The sequence below is a fragment of the Pseudomonas paraveronii genome, from assembly GCF_963681955.1.
GTDB classification, from domain to species: Bacteria; Pseudomonadota; Gammaproteobacteria; order Pseudomonadales; family Pseudomonadaceae; genus Aquipseudomonas; species Aquipseudomonas paraveronii.
The window spans coordinates 3896833-3921770 of record NZ_OY817130.1 but is presented as its reverse complement, the minus strand read 5'-3'; the positions used below and the strand labels follow the sequence as shown (position 1 = coordinate 3921770).

The 24938-nt window shown below is 61.4% G+C and carries 15 protein-coding genes and 1 pseudogene; 7 read left to right on the top strand and 9 right to left on the bottom strand.

The features are described from left to right. The first annotated feature begins 75 nt into the window (after nt 1–75). Nucleotides 76–711, top strand: a complete 636-nt coding sequence (locus tag U5A08_RS17915; protein ID WP_253396862.1) for a LexA family protein — start codon at nt 76–78, stop codon at nt 709–711. Here U5A08_RS17915 and U5A08_RS17910 read toward each other — a convergent pair. Genes U5A08_RS17910 through U5A08_RS17895 form a run of 4 tightly spaced genes read right to left on the bottom strand, consistent with a single transcriptional unit; the run spans nt 708 to nt 6234 of the window. Next, a complete protein-coding gene (locus tag U5A08_RS17910; protein ID WP_321847782.1) occupies nt 708–2633 on the bottom strand; it encodes an acetyl/propionyl/methylcrotonyl-CoA carboxylase subunit alpha in 1926 nt (641 codons plus the stop codon). The genes U5A08_RS17915 and U5A08_RS17910 overlap by 4 nt on opposite strands. Next, nucleotides 2630–3436 carry a gamma-carboxygeranoyl-CoA hydratase gene (locus U5A08_RS17905; RefSeq protein WP_321847778.1) on the bottom strand — a complete coding sequence of 269 codons (807 nt, stop codon included), beginning with the start codon at nt 3434–3436 and terminating at the stop codon, nt 2630–2632. The genes U5A08_RS17910 and U5A08_RS17905 overlap by 4 nt, the downstream gene beginning before the upstream one ends. Before the next feature lie 15 nt (nt 3437–3451). Next, nucleotides 3452–5059, bottom strand: coding sequence for a carboxyl transferase domain-containing protein (locus U5A08_RS17900; protein ID WP_321847776.1), 1608 nt, complete (start codon nt 5057–5059; stop codon nt 3452–3454). A gap of 11 nt (nt 5060–5070) precedes the next feature. After that, on the bottom strand, nt 5071–6234 hold the full coding sequence (locus U5A08_RS17895) for an isovaleryl-CoA dehydrogenase (RefSeq protein ID WP_321847775.1): 1164 nt from the start codon (nt 6232–6234) through the stop codon (nt 5071–5073). Between the two features lie 176 nt (nt 6235–6410). On the opposite strand from U5A08_RS17895, the pseudogene U5A08_RS29945 reads away from it, so the two are divergent. Next, nucleotides 6411–6578 (top strand): annotated as a pseudogene (locus tag U5A08_RS29945) (hypothetical protein); the annotation flags it as partial. An 81-nt stretch (nt 6579–6659) separates the two neighbouring features. Continuing rightward, nucleotides 6660–11837, top strand: coding sequence for an NEL-type E3 ubiquitin ligase domain-containing protein (locus U5A08_RS17890; RefSeq protein ID WP_321847773.1), 5178 nt, complete (start codon nt 6660–6662; stop codon nt 11835–11837). Between the two features lie 548 nt (nt 11838–12385). Here U5A08_RS17890 and U5A08_RS17885 read toward each other — a convergent pair. The 3 genes from U5A08_RS17885 to U5A08_RS17875 all read right to left on the bottom strand — a co-directional run bounded on the left by U5A08_RS17885 (nt 12386) and on the right by U5A08_RS17875 (nt 14748). Then, entirely contained in the window at nt 12386–13285 is a 900-nt protein-coding gene (locus U5A08_RS17885; protein ID WP_253396849.1) for a hydroxymethylglutaryl-CoA lyase, read from the bottom strand. Between the two features lie 16 nt (nt 13286–13301). Further along, on the bottom strand, nt 13302–13697 hold the full coding sequence (locus U5A08_RS17880; RefSeq protein WP_253396847.1) for a MerR family transcriptional regulator: 396 nt from the start codon (nt 13695–13697) through the stop codon (nt 13302–13304). 115 nt (nt 13698–13812) lie between these two features. Beyond that, complete coding sequence (locus U5A08_RS17875; protein WP_253396845.1) at nt 13813–14748, bottom strand: LysR family transcriptional regulator; 936 nt, start codon at nt 14746–14748, stop codon at nt 13813–13815. A 151-nt stretch (nt 14749–14899) separates the two neighbouring features. On the opposite strand from U5A08_RS17875, the gene U5A08_RS17870 reads away from it, so the two are divergent. Continuing rightward, a complete protein-coding gene (locus U5A08_RS17870) occupies nt 14900–16126 on the top strand; it encodes an acyl-CoA dehydrogenase (RefSeq protein WP_321847770.1) in 1227 nt (408 codons plus the stop codon). A gap of 132 nt (nt 16127–16258) precedes the next feature. On the opposite strand, the gene U5A08_RS17865 is transcribed toward U5A08_RS17870, so the two are convergent. Together U5A08_RS17865 and xthA are read right to left on the bottom strand one after the other, a co-directional pair. Next, nucleotides 16259–17590, bottom strand: a complete 1332-nt coding sequence (locus U5A08_RS17865; protein ID WP_253396841.1) for a substrate-binding domain-containing protein — start codon at nt 17588–17590, stop codon at nt 16259–16261. 134 nt (nt 17591–17724) lie between these two features. After that, nucleotides 17725–18537 (bottom strand): exodeoxyribonuclease III, encoded by an 813-nt coding sequence (gene xthA, locus U5A08_RS17860; RefSeq protein ID WP_321847769.1) that lies wholly within the window; start codon nt 18535–18537, stop codon nt 17725–17727. Between the two features lie 168 nt (nt 18538–18705). Here xthA and U5A08_RS17855 point away from each other — a divergent pair, with 168 nt between their 5' ends. The 3 genes from U5A08_RS17855 to U5A08_RS17845 all read left to right on the top strand — a co-directional run bounded on the left by U5A08_RS17855 (nt 18706) and on the right by U5A08_RS17845 (nt 24818). After that, the gene (locus U5A08_RS17855) at nt 18706–19356 is read left to right on the top strand and encodes a GNAT family N-acetyltransferase (RefSeq protein WP_253396838.1); all 651 of its coding nucleotides are present in this window, start codon (nt 18706–18708) and stop codon (nt 19354–19356) included. A gap of 63 nt (nt 19357–19419) precedes the next feature. After that, entirely contained in the window at nt 19420–21147 is a 1728-nt protein-coding gene (locus U5A08_RS17850; RefSeq protein ID WP_321847766.1) for an autotransporter assembly complex protein TamA, read from the top strand. Further along, nucleotides 21147–24818 carry a translocation/assembly module TamB domain-containing protein gene (locus tag U5A08_RS17845; RefSeq protein ID WP_321847765.1) on the top strand — a complete coding sequence of 1224 codons (3672 nt, stop codon included), beginning with the start codon at nt 21147–21149 and terminating at the stop codon, nt 24816–24818. Before U5A08_RS17850 ends, U5A08_RS17845 begins: the two co-directional genes overlap by 1 nt. Nucleotides 24819–24938 lie beyond the last annotated feature (120 nt).

Here is a 24938-nt window from a genome sequence, read left to right as displayed (position 1 = left end):
CGTATTTATGTCGTTTTATGGATTACTACAAACTGTTTATTGCCCTGAAAAATACGCAACGTATTGTCAGGCCCCATGGATAACTGGATAGCGTTGGTCAGGGCCAACATGAAAGACCGCAAGGTCACGCAGGATGAACTGGCCGAACGCCTGGGCATGTCCCAGGGCGGTGTGGGGCATTGGCTGAACAAGCGCCGGGTGCCAAGCCTGGCGGACATGAACCGGGTGCTGGAAGCACTGGGGCTGGGCGACCTGGAAGTTGCGCTGGATATTCGCCAGAAGACCGATGCACAGCCGGCCGGGCTACAACATTACAATCCGTATTTTCGCTACCCGGTCAGTGACTGGAAAGGTGTGTGCGAACTTCGCGAAGAGCGCCCGGCCTACGGCGCGGCACGCTTTGAACTGACGGATTATCACGCCCAGGGCGAGGCTTACTGGCTGCCCGTGGTCGGCGATGCCATGACCGCGCCCAGTGGCCTGAGCATCGGTGACGGCATGATCATCCTGGTGGACCCGGCCATCGACGCCGAACCCGGCAAGCTGGTGGTCGCGCAGTGTGCGCACAGCACGCAGGCGACCTTCCGCCAATTGCGCGAAGAGAGCGGCCAGCTGTACCTGGTGCCGCTCAATCCGACTTACCCCAAGCGGCTGTTCAGCGACGATTGCCGCATCCTTGGCGTCGTCGTGCAGGCCTCGGCGAAGTTCTAGTCCGCTGTTTCAAGCTCCACCAGCGCGCAACCTTCGGCAACCATTTCGCCTTCCTGGCAGAACAATGCCTTGACTACCCCGGCCTGGGGCGCGCGGATGCTGTGCTCCATCTTCATCGCCTCCAGCACCACCAATTGCGTGCCGGCTTCGACGGTCTGGCCGACGTCCACCAGCACACGCACGATGCTGCCGTTCATCGGTGCGGTGAGGCCGCCTTGGTGGGATTGGTTGGCCTCAACCGCCGCAATCGGATCGAACAGGCTGATGGCATGCATTTCGCCATCCCAGCGCAGGAACAGCGTGCCGGCGCTGCGCACAGCCAGATGGGCGCGGCGCATCCCCTGGTGCTCGATCAGCAGCTGTTCGCCTTGCAGTCGCGGCGCGTGCTGCGCCAACGTCACCAGGCGATCCTGGCCGTTGCTGCTCAAGTGCAGCGAGACTTCGGCGGGCAGCCCCGCGCGAAAGCCACGGGTGTCCGCCCATGGCCCGTTACCCGCTGGCAGGCTCTGCATGAAGGCCGAACCTGCGGCCTGCCAGAACGCGTCGCTCAATGCTCCGGGCGCCGGCAACAGTTCGTCCTGATAGCGCGGAATAAAGCCGGTATCCAGCTCGGCGGCGGCAAACGCCGGATGGGCGATGATGCGTCGCACGAAGCCCAGGTTGGTCTTGAGCCCGCCGACGGCGAACTCGTCGAGCATGCTCAACAGCCGCAGCCGTGCTTGTTCGCGGTCCTCGCCCCAGGCAATCAGCTTGCCGAGCATCGGGTCGTAGAAGGGCGAAACGCTGTCGCCTTGCTCGACACCGCTGTCCACGCGGCGACCCGGGCCGGGTGCGGATTCACGGTACAGCGTCAGGTGGCCGGTGGCGGGGAGGAAATCATTGGCCGGGTCTTCGGCGTACAAGCGTACCTCGATCGCATGCCCGATCAACGGCACCTGCGCCTGGGTGATCGGCAGCGCTTCGCCCTGGGCCACGCGAATCTGCCAGGCCACCAGGTCGAGGCCGGTAATCGCCTCGGTCACCGGGTGCTCCACCTGCAGCCGCGTGTTCATCTCCATAAAGAAAAAATCGCCCCGGGCATCCAGCAAAAACTCCACCGTGCCCGCGCCCACATAACCAATGGCCTGGGCCGCACGCACTGCGGATTCGCCCATCGCCCGGCGTTGTTCGGCACTCAAGCCGGGCGCCGGGGCTTCCTCGACGACCTTTTGGTGGCGCCGCTGGATCGAACAGTCGCGCTCATTGAGGTACAGGCAGTGCCCGTGCTGATCGGCAAACACCTGGATCTCCACATGGCGTGGCTTGAGCAAGTACTTCTCCACCAGCATCTGCGCGTTGCCGAACGACGACAACGCCTCCCGCTGGGCGGAGGCCAGGGCTTCCGCCAGTTGGCTGACGTCCTCGACCACCTTCATGCCCTTGCCACCGCCCCCGGCCGTGGCCTTGAGCAGCACCGGGTAGCCGATACGCGCACAGGCGGCGCGGAAAGTTTCCAGGTCCTGAGCCTCGCCGTGGTAGCCCGGCACCAGCGGCACGCCGGCGGTTTCCATCAGGGCCTTGGCCGCCGACTTGCTGCCCATGGCGTCGATCGCCGAGGCGGGCGGGCCGAGGAAGATCAACCCGGCGGCCTCGACGGCGCGGGCAAAACCGGCGTTTTCGGAAAGGAAGCCGTACCCCGGATGAATCGCCTGGGCGCCGCTGGCCTGGGCGGCGGCGATCAGCTTGTCGATTTGCAGGTAGCTGTCGCTCGCTTTGCTGCCGCCGAGGTCGACGCGGATATCGGCTTCGCGGCTATGGCGCGCCTCGCGATCGGTGGCGCTGTGTACCGCCACGGTGGTCAACCCCATCGCCTTGGCGGTGCGCATCACCCGGCAGGCAATTTCGCCACGGTTGGCCACCAGCACGCGGGTCAGTGTGTTCATGAACGTGGCTCCTGCGACTGCCAGCTGGGCGGGCGTTTTTGCAGGAACGCGCGCAAACCTTCCTGGCCTTCGGCGCTGACGCGGATCCGTGCGATGGCATTTTCGCAATAGCGGCGCAGCGCCGGGGTGAGGGCGCCGTTACCGACTTCGCGCAGCAAATCCTTGCTCGCACGCATCGCCGCCGGGCTGTTTTGCAGGAGGTTGGTAATCCAGTGGTCGACCTGTTGATCCAGGGTTGCGGCCGGATAGCTTTCCGCCAGTAGGCCGAGTTCGCGCGCTCGCTCGCCGCCAAAGCGCTCCGCGGTCAGCGCATAACGACGCGCGGCGCGCTCCCCAATGGCTTGCACCACAAACGGGCTGATCACCGCAGGCGCCAAACCAATGCGCACTTCCGACAGGCAGAACTGTGCTTCATTCGCCCCAATCGCCATGTCGCAGCAACTGATCAGGCCCAGCGCGCCACCGTAGGCGGCGCCTTGCACCACCGCCAGGGTCGGGATTTTCAGCTTGGCCAGGTTGTACATCAGCTCCGCCAGTTCGCGGGCGTCGTCGAGGTTGGTGGCGTAATCCAGTTCGGCCGATTGCTGCATCCAGGCCAGGTCGGCGCCGGCACTGAAGTGTTTGCCGCGCCCGCGCAGGACCAGAAAGCGCAACGACGCATCGCCTTGCACGTGGTCGAGGGCGATGATCAGTTCGCGGATCATCTGGGCATTGAACGCGTTGTGCTTGGCTTCACGGCTGAGCCACAGCGTGGCGAAACCACGGCTGTCGGTGATCAGTTCGAGGGTGTTGAAATCGTTCATGGGGTACAGCTCCATTTACATGCGGAACACGCCGAAGCGGCTCGGCTCGATGGGGGCGTTCAGCGCGGCAGACAGGGCCAGGGCCAGCACGTCGCGGGTCTGCAACGGGTCGATGACGCCGTCATCCCACAGGCGTGCGCTGGAGTAATAGGGGTGGCCCTGGGTTTCGTACTGGTCGAGGATCGGCTGCTTGATCGCCGCTTCCTCATCGGCACTGAACCCGTTGCCGGCGCGTTCGGCCTGCTCGCGCTTGACCTGCACCAGCACGCCGGCCGCCTGTTCGGCGCCCATCACGCCGATGCGCGCGTTGGGCCACATCCACAAAAAGCGCGGGTCGTAGGCGCGGCCGCACATCCCGTAGTTACCGGCGCCAAAGCTGCCGCCGATGATCACGGTGAATTTCGGCACTTTGGCGCAGGCCACCGCCGTGACCAGCTTGGCGCCGTGCTTGGCGATGCCGCCGGCTTCGTACTTCTGGCCGACCATAAAACCGGTGATGTTTTGCAGGAACAACAACGGAATCCCGCGCTGACAGGCGAGCTCGATAAAGTGCGCACCTTTTTGTGCGGCTTCGGCGAACAGAATCCCGTTGTTGGCCAGGATCGCTATCGGGTAGCCGTGCAAGTGCGCAAAACCACAGACCAGGGTGGTGCCGAACAGCGCTTTGAACTCATCGAATACCGAACCGTCCACCAGCCGCGCAATCACTTCGCGCACATCGAACGGCTGTTTGGCATCCGCCGGGATCACGCCGTACAACTCTTCGCCGCTGTACAGCGGCGCCACTGGCGTGCGTTGCAGCAACTGGCCTTGTTTGCGCCAGTTGAGGTTGGCTACGCTGCGCCGTGCCAGGGCCAGGGCGTGTTCATCGCTGTCGGCATAGTGGTCGGCCACGCCGGAGATCTTGCAATGTACATCGGCACCGCCGAGGTCTTCGGCGCTGACCACCTCACCGGTGGCGGCCTTCACCAGCGGTGGGCCGGCGAGGAAGATGGTGGCTTGCTGGCGCACCATGATCGCTTCGTCCGCCATCGCCGGCACATAGGCGCCGCCTGCGGTACACGAGCCCATCACCACCGCAATCTGCGGGATGCCCTGGGCACTCATGTTGGCCTGGTTGAAGAAGATCCGCCCGAAGTGCTCGCGGTCCGGGAATACCTCATCCTGGCGCGGCAGGTTGGCGCCGCCGGAATCCACCAGGTAGATGCACGGCAGGCGGTTCTGTTCGGCGATGGTCTGGGCGCGCAGGTGTTTCTTGACCGTCAGCGGGTAGTAGGAGCCGCCTTTCACCGTGGCGTCGTTGGCGACGATCATGCATTCGACGCCTTCGACCCGGCCGATCCCGACAATCACCCCGGCGGCGGGCACGTCTTCGCCATACACCTGGTGGGCGGCCAATTGGCTGAGTTCCAGGAACGGCGAGCCCGGGTCGAGCAAGCGGTTGATCCGCTCACGTGGCAGCAGTTTGCCACGCGAGGTGTGACGCTCCTGAGCCTTGGCGCCGCCGCCTTGCTGCACCCGGGCGAGCAGGGTGTGCAGGGCGTCGACCTGTTGGCGCATCGCCGCGCTGTTGGCGGCAAATTCCGCCGAGCGCGGGTTGAGCTGGGTGTGCAAGGTGGCCATGACGCGCTCCTTCAGCGGGTTTCGTTGAAGAGTTCGCGACCGATCAACATGCGTCGGATCTCACTGGTGCCGGCACCGATTTCGTACAGCTTGGCGTCACGCAGCAGGCGTCCGGCGGGGAATTCATTGATGTAGCCATTGCCGCCCAGGATCTGGATCGCGTCGAGGGCCATTTGCGTGGCGCGTTCGGCGCTGTAGAGGATCACCCCGGCCGCGTCCTTGCGCGTGGTTTCGCCGCGCTCGCAGGCCTGGGCCACCGCGTACAGGTAGGCGCGGCTGGCGTTGAGCTGGGTGTACATGTCGGCGACTTTGCCTTGGATCAGTTGGAATTCGCCGATGCTCTGGCCGAACTGCTTGCGGTCATGGATGTAGGGAACGATCAGGTCCATGCACGCTTGCATGATCCCGGTCGGGCCGCCTGAAAGTACGACGCGCTCGTAGTCCAGGCCGCTCATCAGCACTTTGACGCCGCCGTTGAGTATGCCGAGGATATTTTCTTCGGGCACTTCCACATCATCGAAGAACAGCTCGCAGGTGTTGGAGCCGCGCATGCCGAGCTTGTCGAACTTGTTGCTGCGGCTGAAGCCTTTCCAGTCGCGCTCGACGATAAACGCGGTGATGCCGTGGGCGCCTTTCTCCAGGTCGGTCTTGGCGTAGATCACGTAGGTGCTGGCGTCGGGGCCGTTGGTGATCCAGGTCTTGCTGCCGTTGAGCACGTAGTGGTCGCCGCGCTTGTCGGCGCGCAGTTTCATCGAGACCACGTCGGAACCGGCATTCGGCTCGCTCATGGCCAGGGCGCCGACGTGTTCGCCACTGATCAGTTTCGGCAGGTACTTGAGTTTCTGTTCATGGCTGCCGTTGCGGTTGATCTGGTTCACGCAGAGGTTGGAGTGGGCGCCGTAGGACAACGCCACCGACGCCGAACCCCGGCTGATCTCTTCCATGGCCACCACATGCGCCAGGTAACCCAGGCCGGCACCGCCGTATTCTTCCGCCACGGTAATGCCCAGCAGGCCCATGTCACCGAACTTGCGCCACAGGTCGGCGGGGAACAGGTTGTCGATGTCGATTTGTGCCGCGCGCGGAGCAATCTCCTTGGCCACGAAGGACTGCACTTGGTCGCGCAGCATGTCGATGGTTTCGCCGAGGGCGAAGTTCAGGGAGGGGTAACTCATGGAAGGCACCTTTATTATTGAGCTTTGTTGTTGTGGGGTGACGGCGCCGGGGGAGGGGCGCTAACCTTTACGTTAACGTAAGCCTGTGTCGCGGCGCTGTCAATCGTAGTTTACGTATACGTCAACCTGCAAAAAAGACAACAGGGGTGAGCGGTGTACCCGAGGCTACAGCGTGATCGGCCAGCGAGCTGGAACTGCAAGCGTGGTGCAAAGGCCGCATTGCGCATTTCAAGACGCCCAAGCATTTCAGAATCGTGGAGGAATTCCTGATTACGGTGACGGGCAAGGTCCAGAAATTCCGCATGCGCGAAATCGGCATCGAAGAGCTGCACGCCGAGCGCTGAATTGAGGTACATGCCTACTGCTTCCCGCTGACACGCGTTACCTAAAGTGGCGGATTATTTCGCCACTTGAAGGTTGTAACGATGACAGGCAGCACAATTACCCCGCGCGCACGCCCGGTTCCTGATGAGCAGAGCCCACATGTGCAGGTAATCAGGAGCAACACCCCAGACTGGTACACCGAGGCGCTGGATGAGCGCAAAACCGAGTTGGCGTCGTTGGGCCTGAATATTCCCCCCTGGTACAAAAAAGCCTCGACGAGTGCGAGGGACCGCATGAAGGCCGTCCACACGCGCAGCAGGCACTCCTTGAACCAGGTGGATCAAATGTTCAGTGGGCTGCAAGGGCCGACGGAGTATGCCGAGCCGTTGTTGGTGGCCGCAATCGAAAAAAAGTTCGGCCAACGGCTGGACGTCAGAGCGGTGTTTTATGCCCGCAAGATGGAGCAGAAAGAATGCAGCACCGAGCCCAATGAGGTCCTGACCACCCGCGTCAGCGAATTGGCCTCGGAGTACTATTTCTACCGCGGAATCAGCCTGCTGGAGGCAGCGCTGAACAACTTCACCCCGGACGAGGCAATCGAGCCGGTTTGCCAGGACTGTCACCTGCTCACGCGATACAACTTTTACCAATATTCAAGCACGAGGCTTCATCCGGCGGGAAACGTTCGGGTGGCGAAGTTGGGCATCAAGGCCCATGAGTTTGCCCAACTGTGCAGGGAGCTGGATCTGGGGCACTCGTACTACGAACATGTACGAGCCTTTATCAATAGCCAGATACAGACAGACGCAACGCAAGGACGGATTGGCAAACTGTACAGCAACCTGATCATCAGCCATCGGCATCAATTGGAGCTGGCAGCCGAGATTGCCTTGATGAAGGGCGACATCCAGCCCGATGATTACCAACTGATCAAGGACATTTTGATTGACCAGTTGGGGGCCAAGCAAGCACAGGAGACGGTAAAATTTTCGCCGCTGCGGTTATGCACCTTCGTTCTCGAGAACATCCTGATCATCGGACCGGTCATATGGCGCGCCAACCTGAGAAATGCCGAACTCTTGCCGCGACGGTGCATGGTGTACATCCCTGGCGATCCCCTCCATCCGCTCAAAGCCTATAGCAACATTGCGGCCTTTACCGACCACCTGACGACACGCTTGTGTGGTGCCGACTACCGGAAATTCTTCAGTCAGTTCGTGCCGCTTGCCCATCAGGACGGGTTCTTTACGCAACTCAAAGCTTTGCTCGATCCGGATGCGGCCTACTCCGACGGCGACGATTTTGCCCCTGCCAAAAAAGGCCGGATCAATCACCAGGGAACCTACGCGACGTCGTGGCGAGATATGTGGATGGACTGCGCGAAGCAGCGCATCCAGATGATCATGAACAATGCCAGTTCCTGTGCGGTGTCGACTCAGGACGTCACTGATCGGGCTTATAAGGCCTGGCTCTGGTCGTGGGGCGGTACGGCGCTGGATATTCTCAATCTTGCCTCTGCGGTGGTGCCGTTTCTCGGTGAAGTCATGTTGGTCGTCGCGGCCGTACAGATGGTCTATGAGATCGGTGAAGGGATTGAAGCCTGGTCTGAAGACGATGCTCAAGCGGCCTGGGCGCATTTTTCGGTGGTGGGGCTCAACCTGGCGATGCTGGCGGTACCCGTGGGGCTGATGGCGGCGAAAGACACGGCATTTGTCAAACGTCTGGTGCATGTGGAGTTCGGTGGACGCACACGTTTGTATGATTTCAAGCCGAGGGAATACCTGCACCAGGTTACGTTGCCCGACGGGCTCAAGGCGAACGCCCAGGGGCTCTATGTGCATGAACGAGGCCTGTACCTGTCGGCAACGGATGGGGGGTACTACAAGGTTGAGGCCAGCGACACCGCACACGAATTCAAGCTCCTTCACCCCGATGGCGATTCACGTTATGCGCCACGGCTGCGTCACAACAATGAGGGGGCCTGGGTGCATGAGTTTGAACAGCCGTTGACGTGGGATCGCAAGACCCTGCTGCGTCGTATCGGCCATACAGTCGATCACCTGAGCGATAGCCAGCTTGAGCACGCCAGAGCGATGAGCGGTGTGTCGGATGACGAGTTGCGTCAGGTATTTACCGAGCATCGGGAGCCTGCGCCACTGTTCAAGGACATGCTCCGGCGATTTGAATTCAACGCCAGGCAACAGGCCTTTATCGAACGCTTGGGACACTCGGATCCTGAGGTTTTTGCCCGGGTCGACTGGTTTATGCAAGTCAGGTTGTTGATTGACAGTGGTCGGTGGCCTGAATCGCGGGTGCTGGTGGCCGTTGATGAAGGGGGTAACCAGGTGTGGAGATCCGGCCCTGTGACGGACCCCGCTCGGGTGGTCACGCTCAAGCATGAGCAGGTCCAGAGCGGCCTGCTCTTTCCTACATTATTAAACCAGTTGAGCGAGCCCGAAATACGCCACTTGTTGAATGAAGAACTGATTGAGCGCAGGACTCGGCCTATCATCGAAGCGCTCCGTCGGCCACCGGCACATCAACCTGCTGGCGCCGCCGCCCCAACGCTCGATTCCCTGCTCGAACTGGAGATGCTAAAACGGCGTACACCTGCCGGCAGGGCATTGAGATACCGCGACTATTTGCTGGAATTAGCCAAAAGCAACAGAGGCAAGCTGTTCAATATGGAGATGTCGGCCGGTGAAGTTTCCGGTGATGCAAACGTGCAGTTGATCCAGAGCAGCGTTCCCGGTGTGCCTAAACTGGCTGCCGAGCAAATAGTGATCCATGCCAGCAGCCGGGAGTTGGCAAGCATGACGTCTACGTCACGCTTGCCGTTGCGTTTGGCTGAGGAGGCGCGCTACTACGCGCAGAAGGCGCGTGTCATGCGGGCGCATGCGGATCTTCTGTTCGGCAATCAACTCACGATGGACGGCGTGCGTCTGGCCCTGCACAAACTGGCCTCATTACCGGGATTTTTGAGTGATGCGTGTATTGAGTTGCGTGCGGATACGAACGATGGCCCTGTACTGGACCAGGTGGGAGATGTGAGCGCCCCCACACGATTTCGCCTGATCTGCACCGACATGAAGGAGTGGACGCTCTACCGCACGGCGGAAGACCTTGTGTACCGGGGCACAGGCGAGAACGCCTTTTTCAGTGTGCTCTGGTTAGGCAGCGGCGGTAAGTTCACCACTTGGTCAGCGTTCGAGACGTCTACTCAAACCCTGAAAGTTCGGCTTACGCAACTGCCACTGAGCGAACAGGCAAGCCGGCGTGCGCTTGGTTTGCAAACAATCAGGCCGGGGTTCAAATCACCGATGCGCCTGGCCGACGGACGCATCGGTTATCCGCTAAGTCCGGTGGGCGGCGCGGACGGGCGGCCGTTTGTTTGTAAGATGAAAGCGATGTCGCTCTATCCATCAAAGTCCCTGGAAGAGGTCGAGGCAATGCTTGGCCTTCTAGGCGCCGGCGACGCCACGCTTCTGGAGAGGCTGACTCACCTGGAAGTGGAGTTCGCAGAACTGGACAGGACGCTGGTCAGTTGGCAGCAGGAGGCGGGCTCAGGCTACGCAATGACCAGGCGCCGAGTCGCGGGCGCGATCAAGAACGCTTGGCGGCGAGGCTCCGCACAGGCGTTCGCAGGGGATCAAACACCGATCGGTCACGTGCTGGATCTGTCGGATGAGGTGGTCGGCGAACTGCCGGCGATCACCGCGAACATGGACCATGTGGGCCGCCTGGTGTTACGTCGGATGGGGCTTTCGGACAGCACCTCTTCTTTTCTGAATGCATTTGGCGGATTGCGCTGGCTGAACATGAGCGAGAACAACCTTACGCAACTGCCGGAGTTCAAGAATGGCGGAGCAGGGCTGACCAAGCTCAACCTGAGTCGAAATGATATCCAACTGACCGAACAAAGCCGCGTGCGCCTGGAGGCTATGCAGAGCTTGAAGATTCTGAATCTGGGGGATAATTCCCGCTTGGGATGGCAGGCCGATCTGCGCGGCTTGCGAAATCTGAATCAACTTTATCTACCGAATACGGGCACCATCAGGTTTCCTGTGGGGGCCGAACGGGTGCCGCACCTGGCCCACATCGACCTGCATACGAACCGGATCACCCAGTTGCCCGAATACGCTTACGAGCATCTGGAGCGCATCAACGTGCATGACAATCCTCTGTCGGCGGCTACCCTCGAGCGACTTCGTTTGGACAGGCCAATGAGCCCGGCGCAATGGGGTGAGCACATCTCCGTGGACGAAGCACGCGGTTTGTGGCTGGAGGGGGCTTCGCCCGCAGAGCAGGTGCGGCGTGGTGGTGTGTGGGACGGACTCAGGGCCAGCCCTGAGTCGGCCGATTTTTTTACGGTATTGGCCGACACCACCCGCAGTGCCGAATACGTCAGCGAAGTGACCCGCCCGGCACTGGCGCAGCGAGTGTGGGACATGCTGGAGGCGGCGAGTGAAAGCCAAGAGATTCGCGAGTCGTTATTCGCGGTTGCCGACGACCGAGTCACCTGTGGCGATGGCAGCTCGGTCGAGTTCATGAACCTTGAAAGTGAGCTGATGGCAGCCAGGGCGCTTGAGTTGGCGGGCGCGCAGAATGCCGAGAGGCCGCTGATATCCACGGCGAAGAGGTTGTTCCGGTTAACGCTGGTGGACGCCATTGCCCAACGGGATGTCGCGTCGCGAGGGCCGGGGTTTACCGAGCAGGTCGAAGTGATCCTCGCGTATCGGACCCGGCTGGCGGAAAAACTGGACTTGCCGGTCATATCCCGGGACATGTTGTTTTTCGAGCAGGCGAACGTGAGTCAGGCGGCGATTGATGAGGCCTATGCGCAAGTGCTGAGGGATGAGGGTAATGCCGCTGCCGAGGAAGTCTTTTTTGTCGGACGCATGTTCTGGGAGAAACACCTGCGCACCCAATACCCGCAAGCCCTCAAGGCGTTGATGGTGCCGGCGGTTGATCTGATCGAGCAGAAAAGCACTGCGTTGTTTGAGCTTTCGGATCTGCAAGGAGAGCCGCTCAGCGACGCGGACGAGAGCACAAGGAATCAGTGGCAGATAAAGTATGACGCGGTGGCCGACCGGTTGGCGGGCCTATTGGGCCAGCGTCGGGCTGACATTCTGGTGGACGGCTCGATGCAAAGTGCCTTTTTCGAGAGCGAGCTCAGCCTATTGGGGTGGGAGCGACGGGAGCTGGAACAACGAGCGCTGAAAGCCCTGACGCGCAAGGTGCTCAATAACTTTGCGGCCATGGAAGGGACATCGCTCTGAACGAAGGGTGCAGACAGCACAAAGGGGACCCTAAGGTCCCCTTTAATTTGTTGTTACGTGCTCTTTTTTTATTATTGAGGGGCGGTCTATTGTTGTTTTTAGCAACCGTTACCCTTTACCGCTGTTTTTGGCGACCCCCATTCAGGGTCAAGAGCAAACGTATTTTTTTGAGCGCTGATCTGCTTCTTCGCACGCGATCCAACCAGTGGGTAGCTACCTGAGGTAGTTTTATTGTTCTCTATCCGGTTGCGGGTTTCGGCAAGCCGTACCCTGCGAAGCACATCTTCTCCAAAAAAATCTGTTAGCTGCGTCTCTGCCGTGTTGTTTTTGTTATGTCAGAGTCGTTTCGTCTTATTTTTATTAGGTTTGGCGCTTTTTATTCTTGTTATGCCATAGAGATAGCAGAAGCCGTGCCAACTTTTAAAAATCGTTTAAAATCAATGATTTGAGTTTTTTGTGAGAAATGGCCTACGGTAAACGCGGGAAAATATGTTCCCGTGTTACTCGTCCGGCCAGCCTGCGGTAACACATTGTCACGGCTAAGCTACTCAACTGGCGTTACGCGCCCTGGCAACGCGCGAGCCGCTGGGTCGGCCGAGTACGTCGCTGATCTGCCGGCCCGCGAGAATCAATCGCTCCAGGTCGATGCCGGTCTCGATCCCGAGGCCGTTGAGCAGGTACACCACATCTTCGGTGGCGACGTTACCGCTGGCGCCTTTGGCGTAGGGGCAACCGCCCAGGCCCGCGATAGAGCTGTCGAACACGTTGATTCCTTCCAGCAGGCTGGCATAGACGTTGGCGACGGCCTGGCCATAGGTGTCATGGAAGTGCCCCGCCAACTTGTCCCGTGGCACCTGTGCGCCCACCACCTCGAACAACCGGCGCGTGGCCCCCGCCGTGCCGGTGCCGATGGTGTCGCCCAGGGACACTTCATAGCAGCCCATGGCAAACAGTTCGCGGGCCACCGCCGCCACTTGTTCCGGGGCGACCGCGCCTTCATAGGGACACCCCAGCACGCAGGACACATAGCCGCGCACACTGACCCCCTGCTGTTTGGCGGCCGCCATGATCGGCACGAAGCGCGCCAGGCTTTCACTGATCGAGCAGTTGATGTTGCGCTGGGAAAACGCCTCGGATGCGGCGGCAAACACCGCGACCTCCTTGACCCCGGCGGCCAGCGCATCTTCAAAACCGCGCAGGTTCGGCGCCAGCGCGCCGTAGGTCACGCCGGGCTTGCGCTGGATCTGCGCAAAGACTTCGGCGGAGCCGGCCATCTGCGGCACCCATTTAGGCGAGACAAAACTGCCGACTTCGATATAGCTCAGGCCGGCGGCGCTTAAGGCATCCACCAACTGCACCTTGTCGGCCACGCTGATGGGTTGGGCTTCGTTCTGCAATCCGTCGCGCGGGCCGACTTCGACCAGGCGCACATGGGAGGGGAGGGACATGGCAACTACCTTATGATCAACGGCCAGCCTGGCCTTGGATGGTTTCGGCCAGGGCCTGGGTGCAGCGCTCTTCGGCGGTGTCCAGTTCCAGCTTCATTTGTTCGATATCCAGCAACTGCTGCTCCAACTGTTCGCGACGCTCGGCGATCTTCACCAGCATGCTGTTGAGTTGGATATGGTTGCCGCTGGTGGGGTCGTAGAGTTCGATCAGTTCACGGCATTCGGCCAGGGAAAAACCGATGCGCTTGCCCCGCAGGATCAGCTTGAGGCTGACCTTGTCCCGCGCCGAGTAGATGCGCTCCTGGCCCCGGCGTTCCGGGGCCAGCAGGCCTTGTTCTTCATAGAAGCGAATGGCGCGGGTGGTGATGTCGAGCTCGCGGGCGAGGTCGGAAATGCTGTAGGTCGTGCTCATGAGGGCGCTCAAGAAGGTCTTGGCGCTAAGCTAATGGCAGGTTGACGTAAACGTCAAGGGGCGCTGCGCAGCCCATCGGGGGCAAGCCCCCTCCCACAGGGGGCGTTCTTCAACCTCAGGCCTGTTGTTTATCCAGCTTATTTTCATGGGCTGTGACCTGCTGGCACAACTCGATCATTTGCTCACGCATCCAGCGGTTGGCCGGGTCCTGGTCGGTGCTTTCGTGCCAGTACAGGTGGGTTTCCACCGCTGGCACGTCGTTGACCGGCAGATTGAACCAGTGCAGTTCATGACGGCGGGCGAAGCGTTCGGGAACGGTCATCACCATGTCGGTCTGCTGCAACACTTGCGAGGCCATCAGGTAATGCTGGGAGCGCAGGGCGATCTTGCGCTGGATGCCCATCTTGCCCAGGGCCAGGTCGACATGGCCCAGGCCGTTGCGGCGGCTGGAGATATGGATATGGGTCAGCGACAGGTAATCATCCAGGCTGAACGTAGCCTTGCCCGCCATCGGGTGACCCTTGCGCATGGCGCACACGTAGCGGTCTTCCATCAGCTTGACGTGGCGCACCTGCGGGTCGGTGTTGAGCGGCGCATCGACGGCAAAATCCAGGCGCCCGGCGGCCAGCTCTTTGGTGGTCTCGCGGCGTTTGGACAGGAAGCTCTCGATCACCACCGTCGGCGCCAGGCGACGCAGGCGCTGGAACAGCAGCGGCAGGATTACCGCCTCGGTCAAGTCGGTCATGCTGATGCGGTAGGTCTTGGCCGCCTGCTGCGGGTTGAAAATCCGGCTTTCCTGCACCGACACCCGCAGCAATGACAGCGCATTGCGCACTGGGCCGATGATGTTCTGCGCCATCGGCGTGGGCACCATGCCTTGGGCGGTGCGCACGAACAGCGGGTCGTTGAAGGTCTCGCGCAGGCGTGCCAGAGCATTGGACACCGCCGGTTGGGTGATGCCGACAATCTGCCCGGCACGGGTCAGGTTGGCTTCGGTGTAGATCGCGTCAAAGACGATAAACAGGTTGAGGTCGACCTTGCTCAGATTCATTTCGTTGCGCTCTTATTGTTAGGTGGCCATGCCCCGATCATATATCGGTGATGAATGTTAATACACGCCGAGAATAGGCTAGGTAAATTATCAACGCTGTTCTAGCATCGATTGCATGACCTAAACAACCTCTCAAAGAAGGGAGCTGCTCATGGATTTCGCCTATTCGCCCAAGGTTCAGGAACTGCGTGAACGCGTCACTGCGTTCATGGACGCTTACGTTTACCCAGCCGAACCGGTGTTCGAACGCCAGGTCAGCGAAGGCGACCGCTGGCAGCCCACCGCGATCATGGAAGAGCTGAAAGCCAAGGCGAAAGCCGAAGGCCTGTGGAACCTGTTCCTGCCCGAATCCGAATTGGGCGCCGGCCTGACCAACCTTGAATACGCGCCGCTGGCGGAAATCATGGGCCGTTCGCTGCTGGGCCCGGAGCCGTTCAACTGCTCCGCGCCGGACACCGGCAACATGGAAGTGCTGGTGCGCTATGCCAACGCCGAACAGAAACAGCGCTGGCTCGAACCGCTGCTGCGCGGCGAGATCCGCTCGGCTTTCGCCATGACCGAGCCTGACGTGGCCTCCTCGGACGCCACCAACATGGCTGCCCGCGCCGAGCGCCAGGGCGACGAGTGGGTAATCAACGGCAAAAAATGGTGGACCTCCGGCGCCTGTGACCCGCGCTGCAAAATCCTGATCTTCATGGGCCTGAGCAATCCCGATGCGCCGCGCCATCAGCAGCACTCGATGATCCTGGTGCCGGTGGACGCCCCTGGCGTGAAAATCGTGCGCCCGCTGCCGGTATTCGGCTACGACGATGCGCCCCACGGGCACGCCGAAGTGCTGTTCGATAACGTGCGTGTGCCGTATGAAAACGTCCTGCTGGGTGAAGGCCGTGGCTTTGAAATTGCCCAGGGGCGCCTTGGTCCTGGCCGCATTCACCACTGCATGCGCTCCATCGGCATGGCCGAGCGCGCGCTGGAACTGATGTGCAAACGCGCCGTCAGCCGCACCGCGTTCGGTAAACCGTTGGCGCGCCTGGGCGGCAATATCGACAAGATCGCCGACTCGCGGATGGAAATTGACATGGCACGCCTGCTGACCCTGAAGGCGGCGTACATGATGGACACCGTGGGTAACAAAGTGGCGAAAAGCGAAATCGCGCAGATCAAGGTCGTGGCGCCGAACGTGGCGTTGAAGGTGATCGACCGCGCGATCCAGATCCATGGCGGCGCGGGCGTCTCCAACGACTTCCCGCTGGCCTACATGTACGCCATGCAACGCACCCTGCGCCTGGCCGACGGCCCGGACGAAGTCCACCGTGCGGCGATCGGCAAGTTCGAGATTGGCAAGTATGTGCCTAAAGAGCTGATGCGCGGCGGGTAGTAACACCGCGTCGCCTGCTATCGCGGGCAAGCCCCCTCCCACACTGGACCGCGTTCTCATGCACAACTCGGTCGACTGTGGGAGGGGGCTTGCCCGCGACGAGGCCCGTGCGAACAACACCAAACCCAAACCTCAGTACACCCACACCTCCACCCGCCGATTCTTGATCCGGCCTTCATCCGCCGTATTTGCCGCCACCGGCATCTGCGCGCCGAACCCGCGAATATCGCGCAGCACCACGCCGTTCTTGACCAGTTCCCGACGCACCGCCATCGCCCGCAGCTTGGACAACAGCGCCGCGCGTTGCGGGTCATTCTTGATATCGCCGAACCCCACCAGCGTCACCTGCTTGTCGAGCTTGTCGTGGCTTTTTATATACGCCACCACGCGTTGCACATCCTGGCGCGCTTTGTTGTCCAGGCTGGCGCTGCCTTCTTCGAAGCGAAAATTCACCGTCAGGCGCTGGGCCTCGCGGGCAATTGCCTGATAGTCCTCGGGCATCGAAGGGCGCGGCTCCACGCCCATCGCCTGGACCCGCTGCGCGATAAACCCGTTGGCCGCCACGATCGCCTGGCCCTTGCTGCTTTGGGTAAAGTCCACCAGCGCCTTGGCCCACGGGTTGTGTGTGGTCGGCGGCAGGTAAAAGAACAGGCGGCGCGACAGCGGGTAGTCCTCGGTGGCAATCAGGCTGTTGAGCGGCAACATCGGTTGCGAGTCACCGTCGACGATCGCCACCGCCTTGGCCTGGCGCACATAGGGCAGGCCGATAAAGCCGATGCCTTGCGGGTCCTGGCTCACCGCATCCGACAGTTGCTCGCTGGCCTCGAAGCGCTTGGCCGACGCGGCGAGGGGCTTGCCGCGACGGCTGAGCACCAGGTCCTTGAACGTGTCATAGGTGCCCGACCGGTCATCCCGTGCATATAAATGAATCGCTCCGCCGATGCCGCCGAGTGCCTCCCAGGTACTGATCTCACCGTTGAAAATCTGCGCCAGTTGCTCGGTGTTCAGCGTATTCAGCGGGTTGCGTGGGTTGAGGATGATGGCCAGGCCGTCGATGGCGATCACCTGTTCGGCCTCGGGGCTTTTCAGGTCGCCCAGGGGTTCGAGGTCCACCAGTTCGCTGTCTTTGATCGGGCGGGATGAGGCGGCAAGGTCGGCGCTGGCTTTGTGCAGCGCGGCAAACCCGGTGCTGGAACCATGGGCCGCGACCTCGATGGTCAGCGTCTTGCCCTGGCGAGTCTTGCCGATCACGCGCAGTTCATTGGCGCCTTCGGCGGGTTCAGCGTGTACCCCTTGCAGTCCCTGCTGCTCCATCAACCCCTTGACCAGCGCCGGGCCAAGCGCCGCGCCAATAGTGTTGGAGCCCTGGATGCGCAAGGCGGGGCCTTGATCGGGAACGGGCAGCGGCGCGCTAACGGCAAACAGGGGAAAAAGGGTCAGCAGTAACAGAACGCGCGGGATCATGCCGGCACCGTCTCGAGGCAAAGGGAGTGCTGCGAGATTAAGTCAGTTGGGTTTCAGTAATATGACTGACGCTCAACTGTAAAAATGTGGGAGGGCGCTTGCTCCCACATGGTTTAAGCGCGTCGTACTTGAAATCAGCTCAATTCCAGCCAGATCGGCGCATGGTCCGAGGGTTTTTCCAGGCCGCGCAGTTCGTAGTCCACCCCCGCATCCTTGATCCTGGGCAGCAAGCCGTTGGACGCCAGGATCACGTCGATACGCAGGCCACGCTTGGGCTCATCTTCAAACCCACGGCTGCGGTAGTCGAACCAACTGAAACGGTCGGTCACGTCGGGGTTGAGGTGGCGGAAGCTGTCCACCAGGCCCCAGTTCTTCAGGCGGGCCATCCACTCGCGCTCTTCCGGCAGGAAGCTGCACTTGCCGGTTTTCAGCCAACGCTTGGCGTTGTCGGGGCCAATGCCGATGTCGCAGTCTTCCGGGGAAATATTCACATCGCCCATCACCACCAACGCCTGGTCGCTGCTGAACTGGCTTTCCAGCAACTGTTGCAAGTCTGCGTAGAAGCGCTGCTTGGCCGGGAACTTGGTGGGGTGGTCGCGGCTTTCGCCTTGGGGGAAATAGCCGTTCATGATGGTGACCGGGTTGCCCTGTGCATCGGCGAAGGTGCCCCAGATAAAGCGGCGCTGGGCGTCTTCTTCATCGCTGGCAAAACCTTTGTGTACGCTCAATGCTTCTTTGCGCGAGAGCAGGGCGACACCGTAATGGCCTTTCTGGCCGTGGTAGTACACGTGATACCCCAGGGCCTGCACGTCGGCCAGGGGGAACTGGTCGTCGTGGACCTTGGTTTCCTGCAGGCCGATCACATCGGGTTGATGCTTTTCAATCAGCGCCGCCAACTGATGCGGGCGAGCCCGTAGCCCGTTGATATTGAAAGAGACGATTTTCATGGTCGGCTGTCCAGTCTGGCAAAAGGGCGATGCTAGCCGACAAGTCGGACGGGGGCCAGCGTGGCGGTAGGACGGATGCGCTGCTAATGTCTGGGAACGACTTGCGCTGCGTAAGTTCGTACCCATAAGAACGCCGTCTTTTGAATGGCGCCCAGGGAGATTCACCGTATGCCTGACACTTCAACTGCGATTGCCGAAATCCGTCTGCTCAATAGCGACTATTCCAGCGAAGCACGCTCCCTGCTGTACCAGGCTTATCGCCATGAGCCGACGTTCGCCTACATCTTCGAAGCTGAGCGCTCGGGGTATGAGCAGCGGGTGCGTGCCACCGTGCGCGAGCTGGTCAAGCAGCATTTCTTTCAGAAACTTCCTGCCATCGGCCTGTTCGTCGACGACCGCTTGATCGGCATTGCGTTGATCGCGCCGCCCCAGCGGCGCCTGGGCATCACCGAGAGCTGGGCCTGGCAATTGCGCATGTGGTTGAGCACCGGTGTGCGCGGTACGCGGCGTTACCTGGATTATCACCAAGCGGTGTTGGCGTGCCTGCCCAGCGAGTCGGTGCATGTATTGCCGTTGCTGGGCATTCACCCGCAATTCCAAGGCAAGCACTTCGGTGAGCAACTGCTCGGCGCGGTACACAACTGGTGCGCCGAGGACCCGCATTCGTCCGGCGTGGTGCTCGATACCGGCAATTCGCGTTACTTGGAGTTCTACAAGCGTCAGGGTTATGAGGAGATCGGCGAAGTTGCTGTAGGACCGATCCTGGAGCATGTGTTTTTTCATGCCAATCCACAGCCGTTACAGGCTGTAACGACTTGAGTCAGGATTTTCAGATAAATCTGAGTTCAAAGAGTCTCTCCAGCTCGTGTAGCATCCGCGCCTATGAAGTTTCCAGGAAGATTTACCAGCGGCTTGATTCTGCTGTTCACAAGCTGCGGCGCTTTGGCGCAAAGCGAACTGGACGTACGCGTCAAACCCTCAAACGACGCGTTGAAAGCCAACATCGAAGGCTACATCGGCGGGGTAGGCGATCGCGATGAAGAAGCGTTGCTGCGGTTCAGCCGTGGCGCCGAAGAGCAGGCGCGCAAAGCGGCCCAGGCCTTGGGCTTCTATCAGCCGCAGATCAGCAGTGATGTGCAGGGCGGCAAGAACCCGCGCCTGACCCTCACCATCGACCCCGGGGAACCGGTGCATTTGCGCAACGTGACCCTTCGGGTCGATGGCCCTGCGGCGGCCCTCAAAGCCTTTCGTGTGCCCGCCAGTCACGACCTTCAAACCGGTGCCGTGCTCAACCACGGCCATTACGAAGACGCCAAGCGCCTGATCCAGAACCAGGCCTCGCGCTACGGTTTCTTCAGTGGGCGCTTTACCCGCCAGACCCTGTCGGTCGACCCCAAGGCGGGCGTCGCCGATATCGAACTGGTGTATGACAGCGGCCCGCGTTACACCTTGGGCAAGGTCAGCTTTGCCGGCAATACGCCCTTTGATGAAGAGCTGCTGCAGCGCATGGTGCCGTTCAAAAACGGTGCGCCCTACGATTCCGAACTGATCGCCGAGCTGAACCAGAACCTGCAAGGCAGCGGCTTTTTCGAGGGCGTGCGGGTGGACGCCGCGCCGGCTGCGTCGGCCAACGATGTGATCCCGGTCGCGGTGCAACTGGAAACCCGCAAGCCACGCACCATGGGCCTGGGCCTGGGTTTTTCCACCGACGTCGGCCCGCGGGGCAAGGCCAACTGGACGCGCCACTGGGTCAACCCCCAGGGTCACAGTTACGGCTGGGAAGCCGAACTGTCGGCGCCACGGCAGAACGTTGGCCTGTGGTACGACATCCCGCTCGACCCACCGCTTACCGACAAGCTGCGTTTCGCCGGCGGCTACCAGAATGAAGAGCTGGCCAACACCGACACCCTGAGTAAATTGCTCACCCTCGGCCCGGAATGGCACAGCAAGTTGCCCAGCGGCTGGACCCGGGTGGTCTCCCTCAAGTGGCAGCGTGAGGAGTATCGCCTGGGCGACGATTCGGGCCTCAGCAACCTGCTGATGCCGGGGCTCAGCTATTCCTATCTGCGCAGCGACAACCGCATCGATCCGCACCACGGCTACCACCTGCAATTCGACACCAAGCTGGCCAAGGAAGGTCTCGGCTCCGACACCAACCTGCTTTACGGTACGGCGATGGTCAAAGGCCTGACCACCGTGTGGGACAAGCACCGTTTCCTCGGGCGGGCGCAGATCGGCGGCAGTGCCACCAACGGCTACAAGTCGGTGCCGCCGTCGCTACGCTTCTTTGCCGGCGGCGACCAGAGCGTGCGTGGCTACGAGTACCAGACCCTGTCGCCGGAGAACGACCGCGGCGACCGCATCGGTGGCCGCTACATGGTGGCCTTGAGCGCTGAGTATCAATATTCCATCGCCGAAAAATGGCGGATCGCGACCTTTATCGACCAGGGCAACTCCTTCAACACCCTGGAAATGCCAAGCCTGAAAACCGGCGTGGGCGTCGGCCTGCGCTGGGTGTCCCCCGTCGGGCCGATTCGCCTCGACCTGGCCCATGCCCTGGAAGACCCGGGCGGTATTCGTTTGCACTTTTCCATGGGGCCTGAGCTGTGATGCGTGGTTTGAAAAGAGCCGGGCTGGTTGCCGTCGCCCTCCTGGCCGTGGTGTTGCTGGCGTTGTGGACGGTACTCGGAACCCAGGCGGGCAGCCGTTGGGCGTTGGGCCAGGTGCCGGGCTTGAACGTGGACAATTTCCAGGGCCGTCTGGGCGGTCAGTGGAGTGCCGAGCGGTTGGTGTGGCAGCAGGGTAGCGACCGTGTCGAGCTCAACGCGCCGACGTTCGACTGGTCGCCAGCCTGCCTGTTGCGCATGACGCTGTGCATTGATCGGTTGGATGTGGACCAAGTCAGCCTGCAATTTGCGCCAAGCACGGAAGAGAGCAACGGGCCGATTCAGTTGCCGGCGCTGAAGTTGCCGGTTGCGCTCCAGTTGGGCGACGTTCGCGTCGGCAGCCTGCTATTTAATGGCAGTGAAGAGCTCAAGGACCTGCAATTGGCCGCACATTGGACCGCCGCCGGCCTGCAGATCGACGCCGTACACCTGCAACGCGACGACCTCGTGCTGGACCTGTCCGGCCTGCTGCAACCTGTCGGCGACTGGCCGTTGACCGCCAGCGGCAACCTGAGCCTGCCCTACGCGCCAGGCAGCGCGCCGTGGACAGTCGCGCTCAAGGTCGACGGCGACTTGCTCAAGACCCTCAAGCTCGACGCCGACAGCAGCGGTTACCTGTCGGCCAAGCTCAGCGGCGAGTTGCAGCCGCTGGTGGAAAACCTGCCGGCGCAACTGCACATCACCGCCGACGCCTTCAAACCCAGCGCCGATTTGCCGGACACCCTGCAACTCAATCAACTCGACCTGACCGCCAAAGGCGACCTGAACAGCGGTTACCAATTGCTCGGCAAAGCCGTACTGCCAGCGGAAAAAGGCCCAGTGGAGATGCTGCTGCAAGGTCGGGTGGACGCCAAGGGCGCGCAGATCGCCGGCCTGGATCTGATGGCTGGCGACAAACAAAGCCTGAAACTCACGGCACAACTGGACTGGCAACAAGGCTTCAGTGCCGACGCCAAGATCGATTGGCTGGACTTCCCCTGGCATCGCCTCTACCCAGTGATCGACGAGCCGCAGGTCATCTTGCGCACCTTCAATGGCGAAATTTCCTATAAGGACGGCAATTACCTCGGCAACCTCAAGGCCGACCTCGATGGCCCCGCGGGTAAATTCAATGTGGTCACACCGTTCAGCGGCGACCTCAAGCAAGTGTACCTGCCCGAGCTGAAACTGGCTGCCGGCCAAGGCAAGGCCGAGGGTCACCTTAACCTGCAGTTCGCCGACGGCATCGCCTGGGACACGGCGCTCGACCTGTCGGCGCTGAATCCGGCGTACTGGCTCGCGGAATTGCCGGGCACCCTGGCCGGACCGCTGCGCAGCAAAGGCGAGTTCAAAAACGAACAGCTCAAGCTGAACGCCGACCTCGACCTCAAGGGCCGTCTTCGCGGGCAGCCCGCCGTGTTGGCCGCCAAGGCCGAAGGCGCGGGCGAGCAATGGACCCTGGCCAACCTGGATATCCGCCTGGGTGACAACCGCATCAACGGCAGCGGCAGCCTGCAACAACGCCTGGCCGGGCAGATCGATATCAAACTGACGCGCCTGGCCCAGCTGTGGCCGCAGTTGCGCGGGCAGGTCAATGGCCGACTCGATGTGGCCGGCAGCCTCAAAGCGCCGCAAGGCAAACTCGACCTCAAGGGCCAGCAACTGGCGTTTGCCGACAATCGCCTGCAAAGCCTGAGCCTCGACGCCACGCTCGACAACGCCCAGCGCGCGAAGATCGACCTCAAGGGCAGCGGCATCCAAAGCGGCGACACCCAAGTCGGCACCCTGACTGCCAGCGCCCAGGGCGATGTCAGGCAGCAGAAGGTCCAGTTGGATCTGGCCGGCCCACTGGTCAAGCTGGCCCTGGCCCTGGACGGCAACCTCGACCAAGGCAACTGGCGTGGGCGCCTGGCCAGCGGCGACGTGCAAGCCGGTGGCCAGGACTGGAAGCTGCAGGCCCCGGCGAAAATCGAGCGGCTGGCCGATGGCAAGTTGACCTTCGCCGCTCACTGCTGGGTCGCAGGCACGGCCAGCCTGTGCGGTGAAGACCAGCGGCTGATGCCCGAGCCGAAGCTGCGTTATCACCTCAAGCAATTCCCCATCGACAGCCTGGCCGCCTGGTTGCCCAAGGACTTCGCCTGGCAGGGCACGCTCAACGCCGACGTACAGCTCGACCTACCGGCCAGCGGCCCCAAAGGCGTGATCGCGGTGGATGCCAGCGGCGGCATTTTGCGCGTCAAGGATAAGCACCAGTGGCTGGATTTCCCCTACGACACGCTGAAACTGGACGCCACTCTCAACCCCAAGCGCATCGACACCCGGCTCAACTTCCAGGGCGGCAAACTCGGTGAGTTGCTGTTGCAGGCACAGATCAACCCGCTGGCGAAAAACAAGCCGATCAGCGGCACCTTCAGCCTCACCGGTCTCGACCTTGCTGTGGCGCGGCCGTTTGTGCCGATGGTGGAAAAACTCCACGGCAAGCTCAACGGTACTGGCCGCATCTCCGGCGGCCTGCTGGCGCCGCTGGTCAACGGCAACGTGAACTTGGTGGGCGGCGAGATTTCCGGACCGGAACTGCCCATCAGCCTCGAAGGTTTGAACGTGCAGGCGCTGATTGCTGGCGAAAGCGTGCAACTCGATGGCCGCTGGCGCAGCGGCAAGGCCGGGCAGGGCAGCCTCAAGGGTCATATCGACTGGGGGCGCGCCCTGGTGGTCGACCTCAGCTTGCAAGGCTCGCAACTGCCGGTCACCGTCGAGCCTTACGCGGTGCTGGAAGTCGCGCCCGACCTGAAAATCAGTCTGAAGAACGACAAGCTCGCGATCGCCGGCAAGGTGCAGATCCCGCGCGGTGACATCACCGTGCGCGAACTGCCGCCGTCGACCGTCAAGGTCTCCGATGACACGGTGATCGTCGGCAGCCAGACCGAAGAGGGCAAGCCGCCGATGGCAATGGCGATGGATATCGACGTGGCGGTGGGTGAAGACCAGCTCAACTTTTCGGGTTTCGGCCTCACCGCCAAAGTGCAGGGGCATGTGCATATCGGCGACAACCTGGACACCCGCGGCGAGCTGTGGCTCAACGACGGCCGCTACCGTGCCTACGGCCAGAAGCTGGATGTGCGCCGTGCGCGTTTGCTGTTCGCCGGGCCGCTCGACCAGCCTTATCTGGATATCGAAGCGATCCGCAAGACCGGCGATGTCGTCGCCGGTATCCGCTTGAGCGGCAGCGCCGAACAGCCCACTACGCAGATCTTCTCCGAGCCGGCCATGAGCCAGGAGCAGGCGCTGTCCTACCTGGTGCTCGGCCGTCCGCTGAGCACCACCGGTGAAGACAACAATATGCTCGCCCAAGCCGCCCTGGGCCTGGGCTTGATGGGCAGTGCCGGGGTGACCTCGGACATTGCCAAGAACCTCGGCATCCAGGATTTCGAACTCGATACCCAAGGCAGCGGCACCAACACCGCCGTGGTCGCCAGCGGCAAGATCTCGGAGAAACTCAGCCTGCGTTATGGGGTTGGGGTGTTCGAGCCGGCCAGCACCATTGCTTTGCGCTACCTGTTGAGCAAGAAGGTGTATCTGGAGGTGGCCAGCGGTGTGGCCAGTTCGTTGGATATTTTCTATAAGCGGGATTTCTAGATCCGCCCTCGATGAAAAAGTGCGAGCGGGCTTGCTCGCTCGCACATACCAAGCAAGCTAATCATTTCATTTGACATTCGCTGCCTAAGCAGTAATATCTCGTCACACATTCGCTGCCTA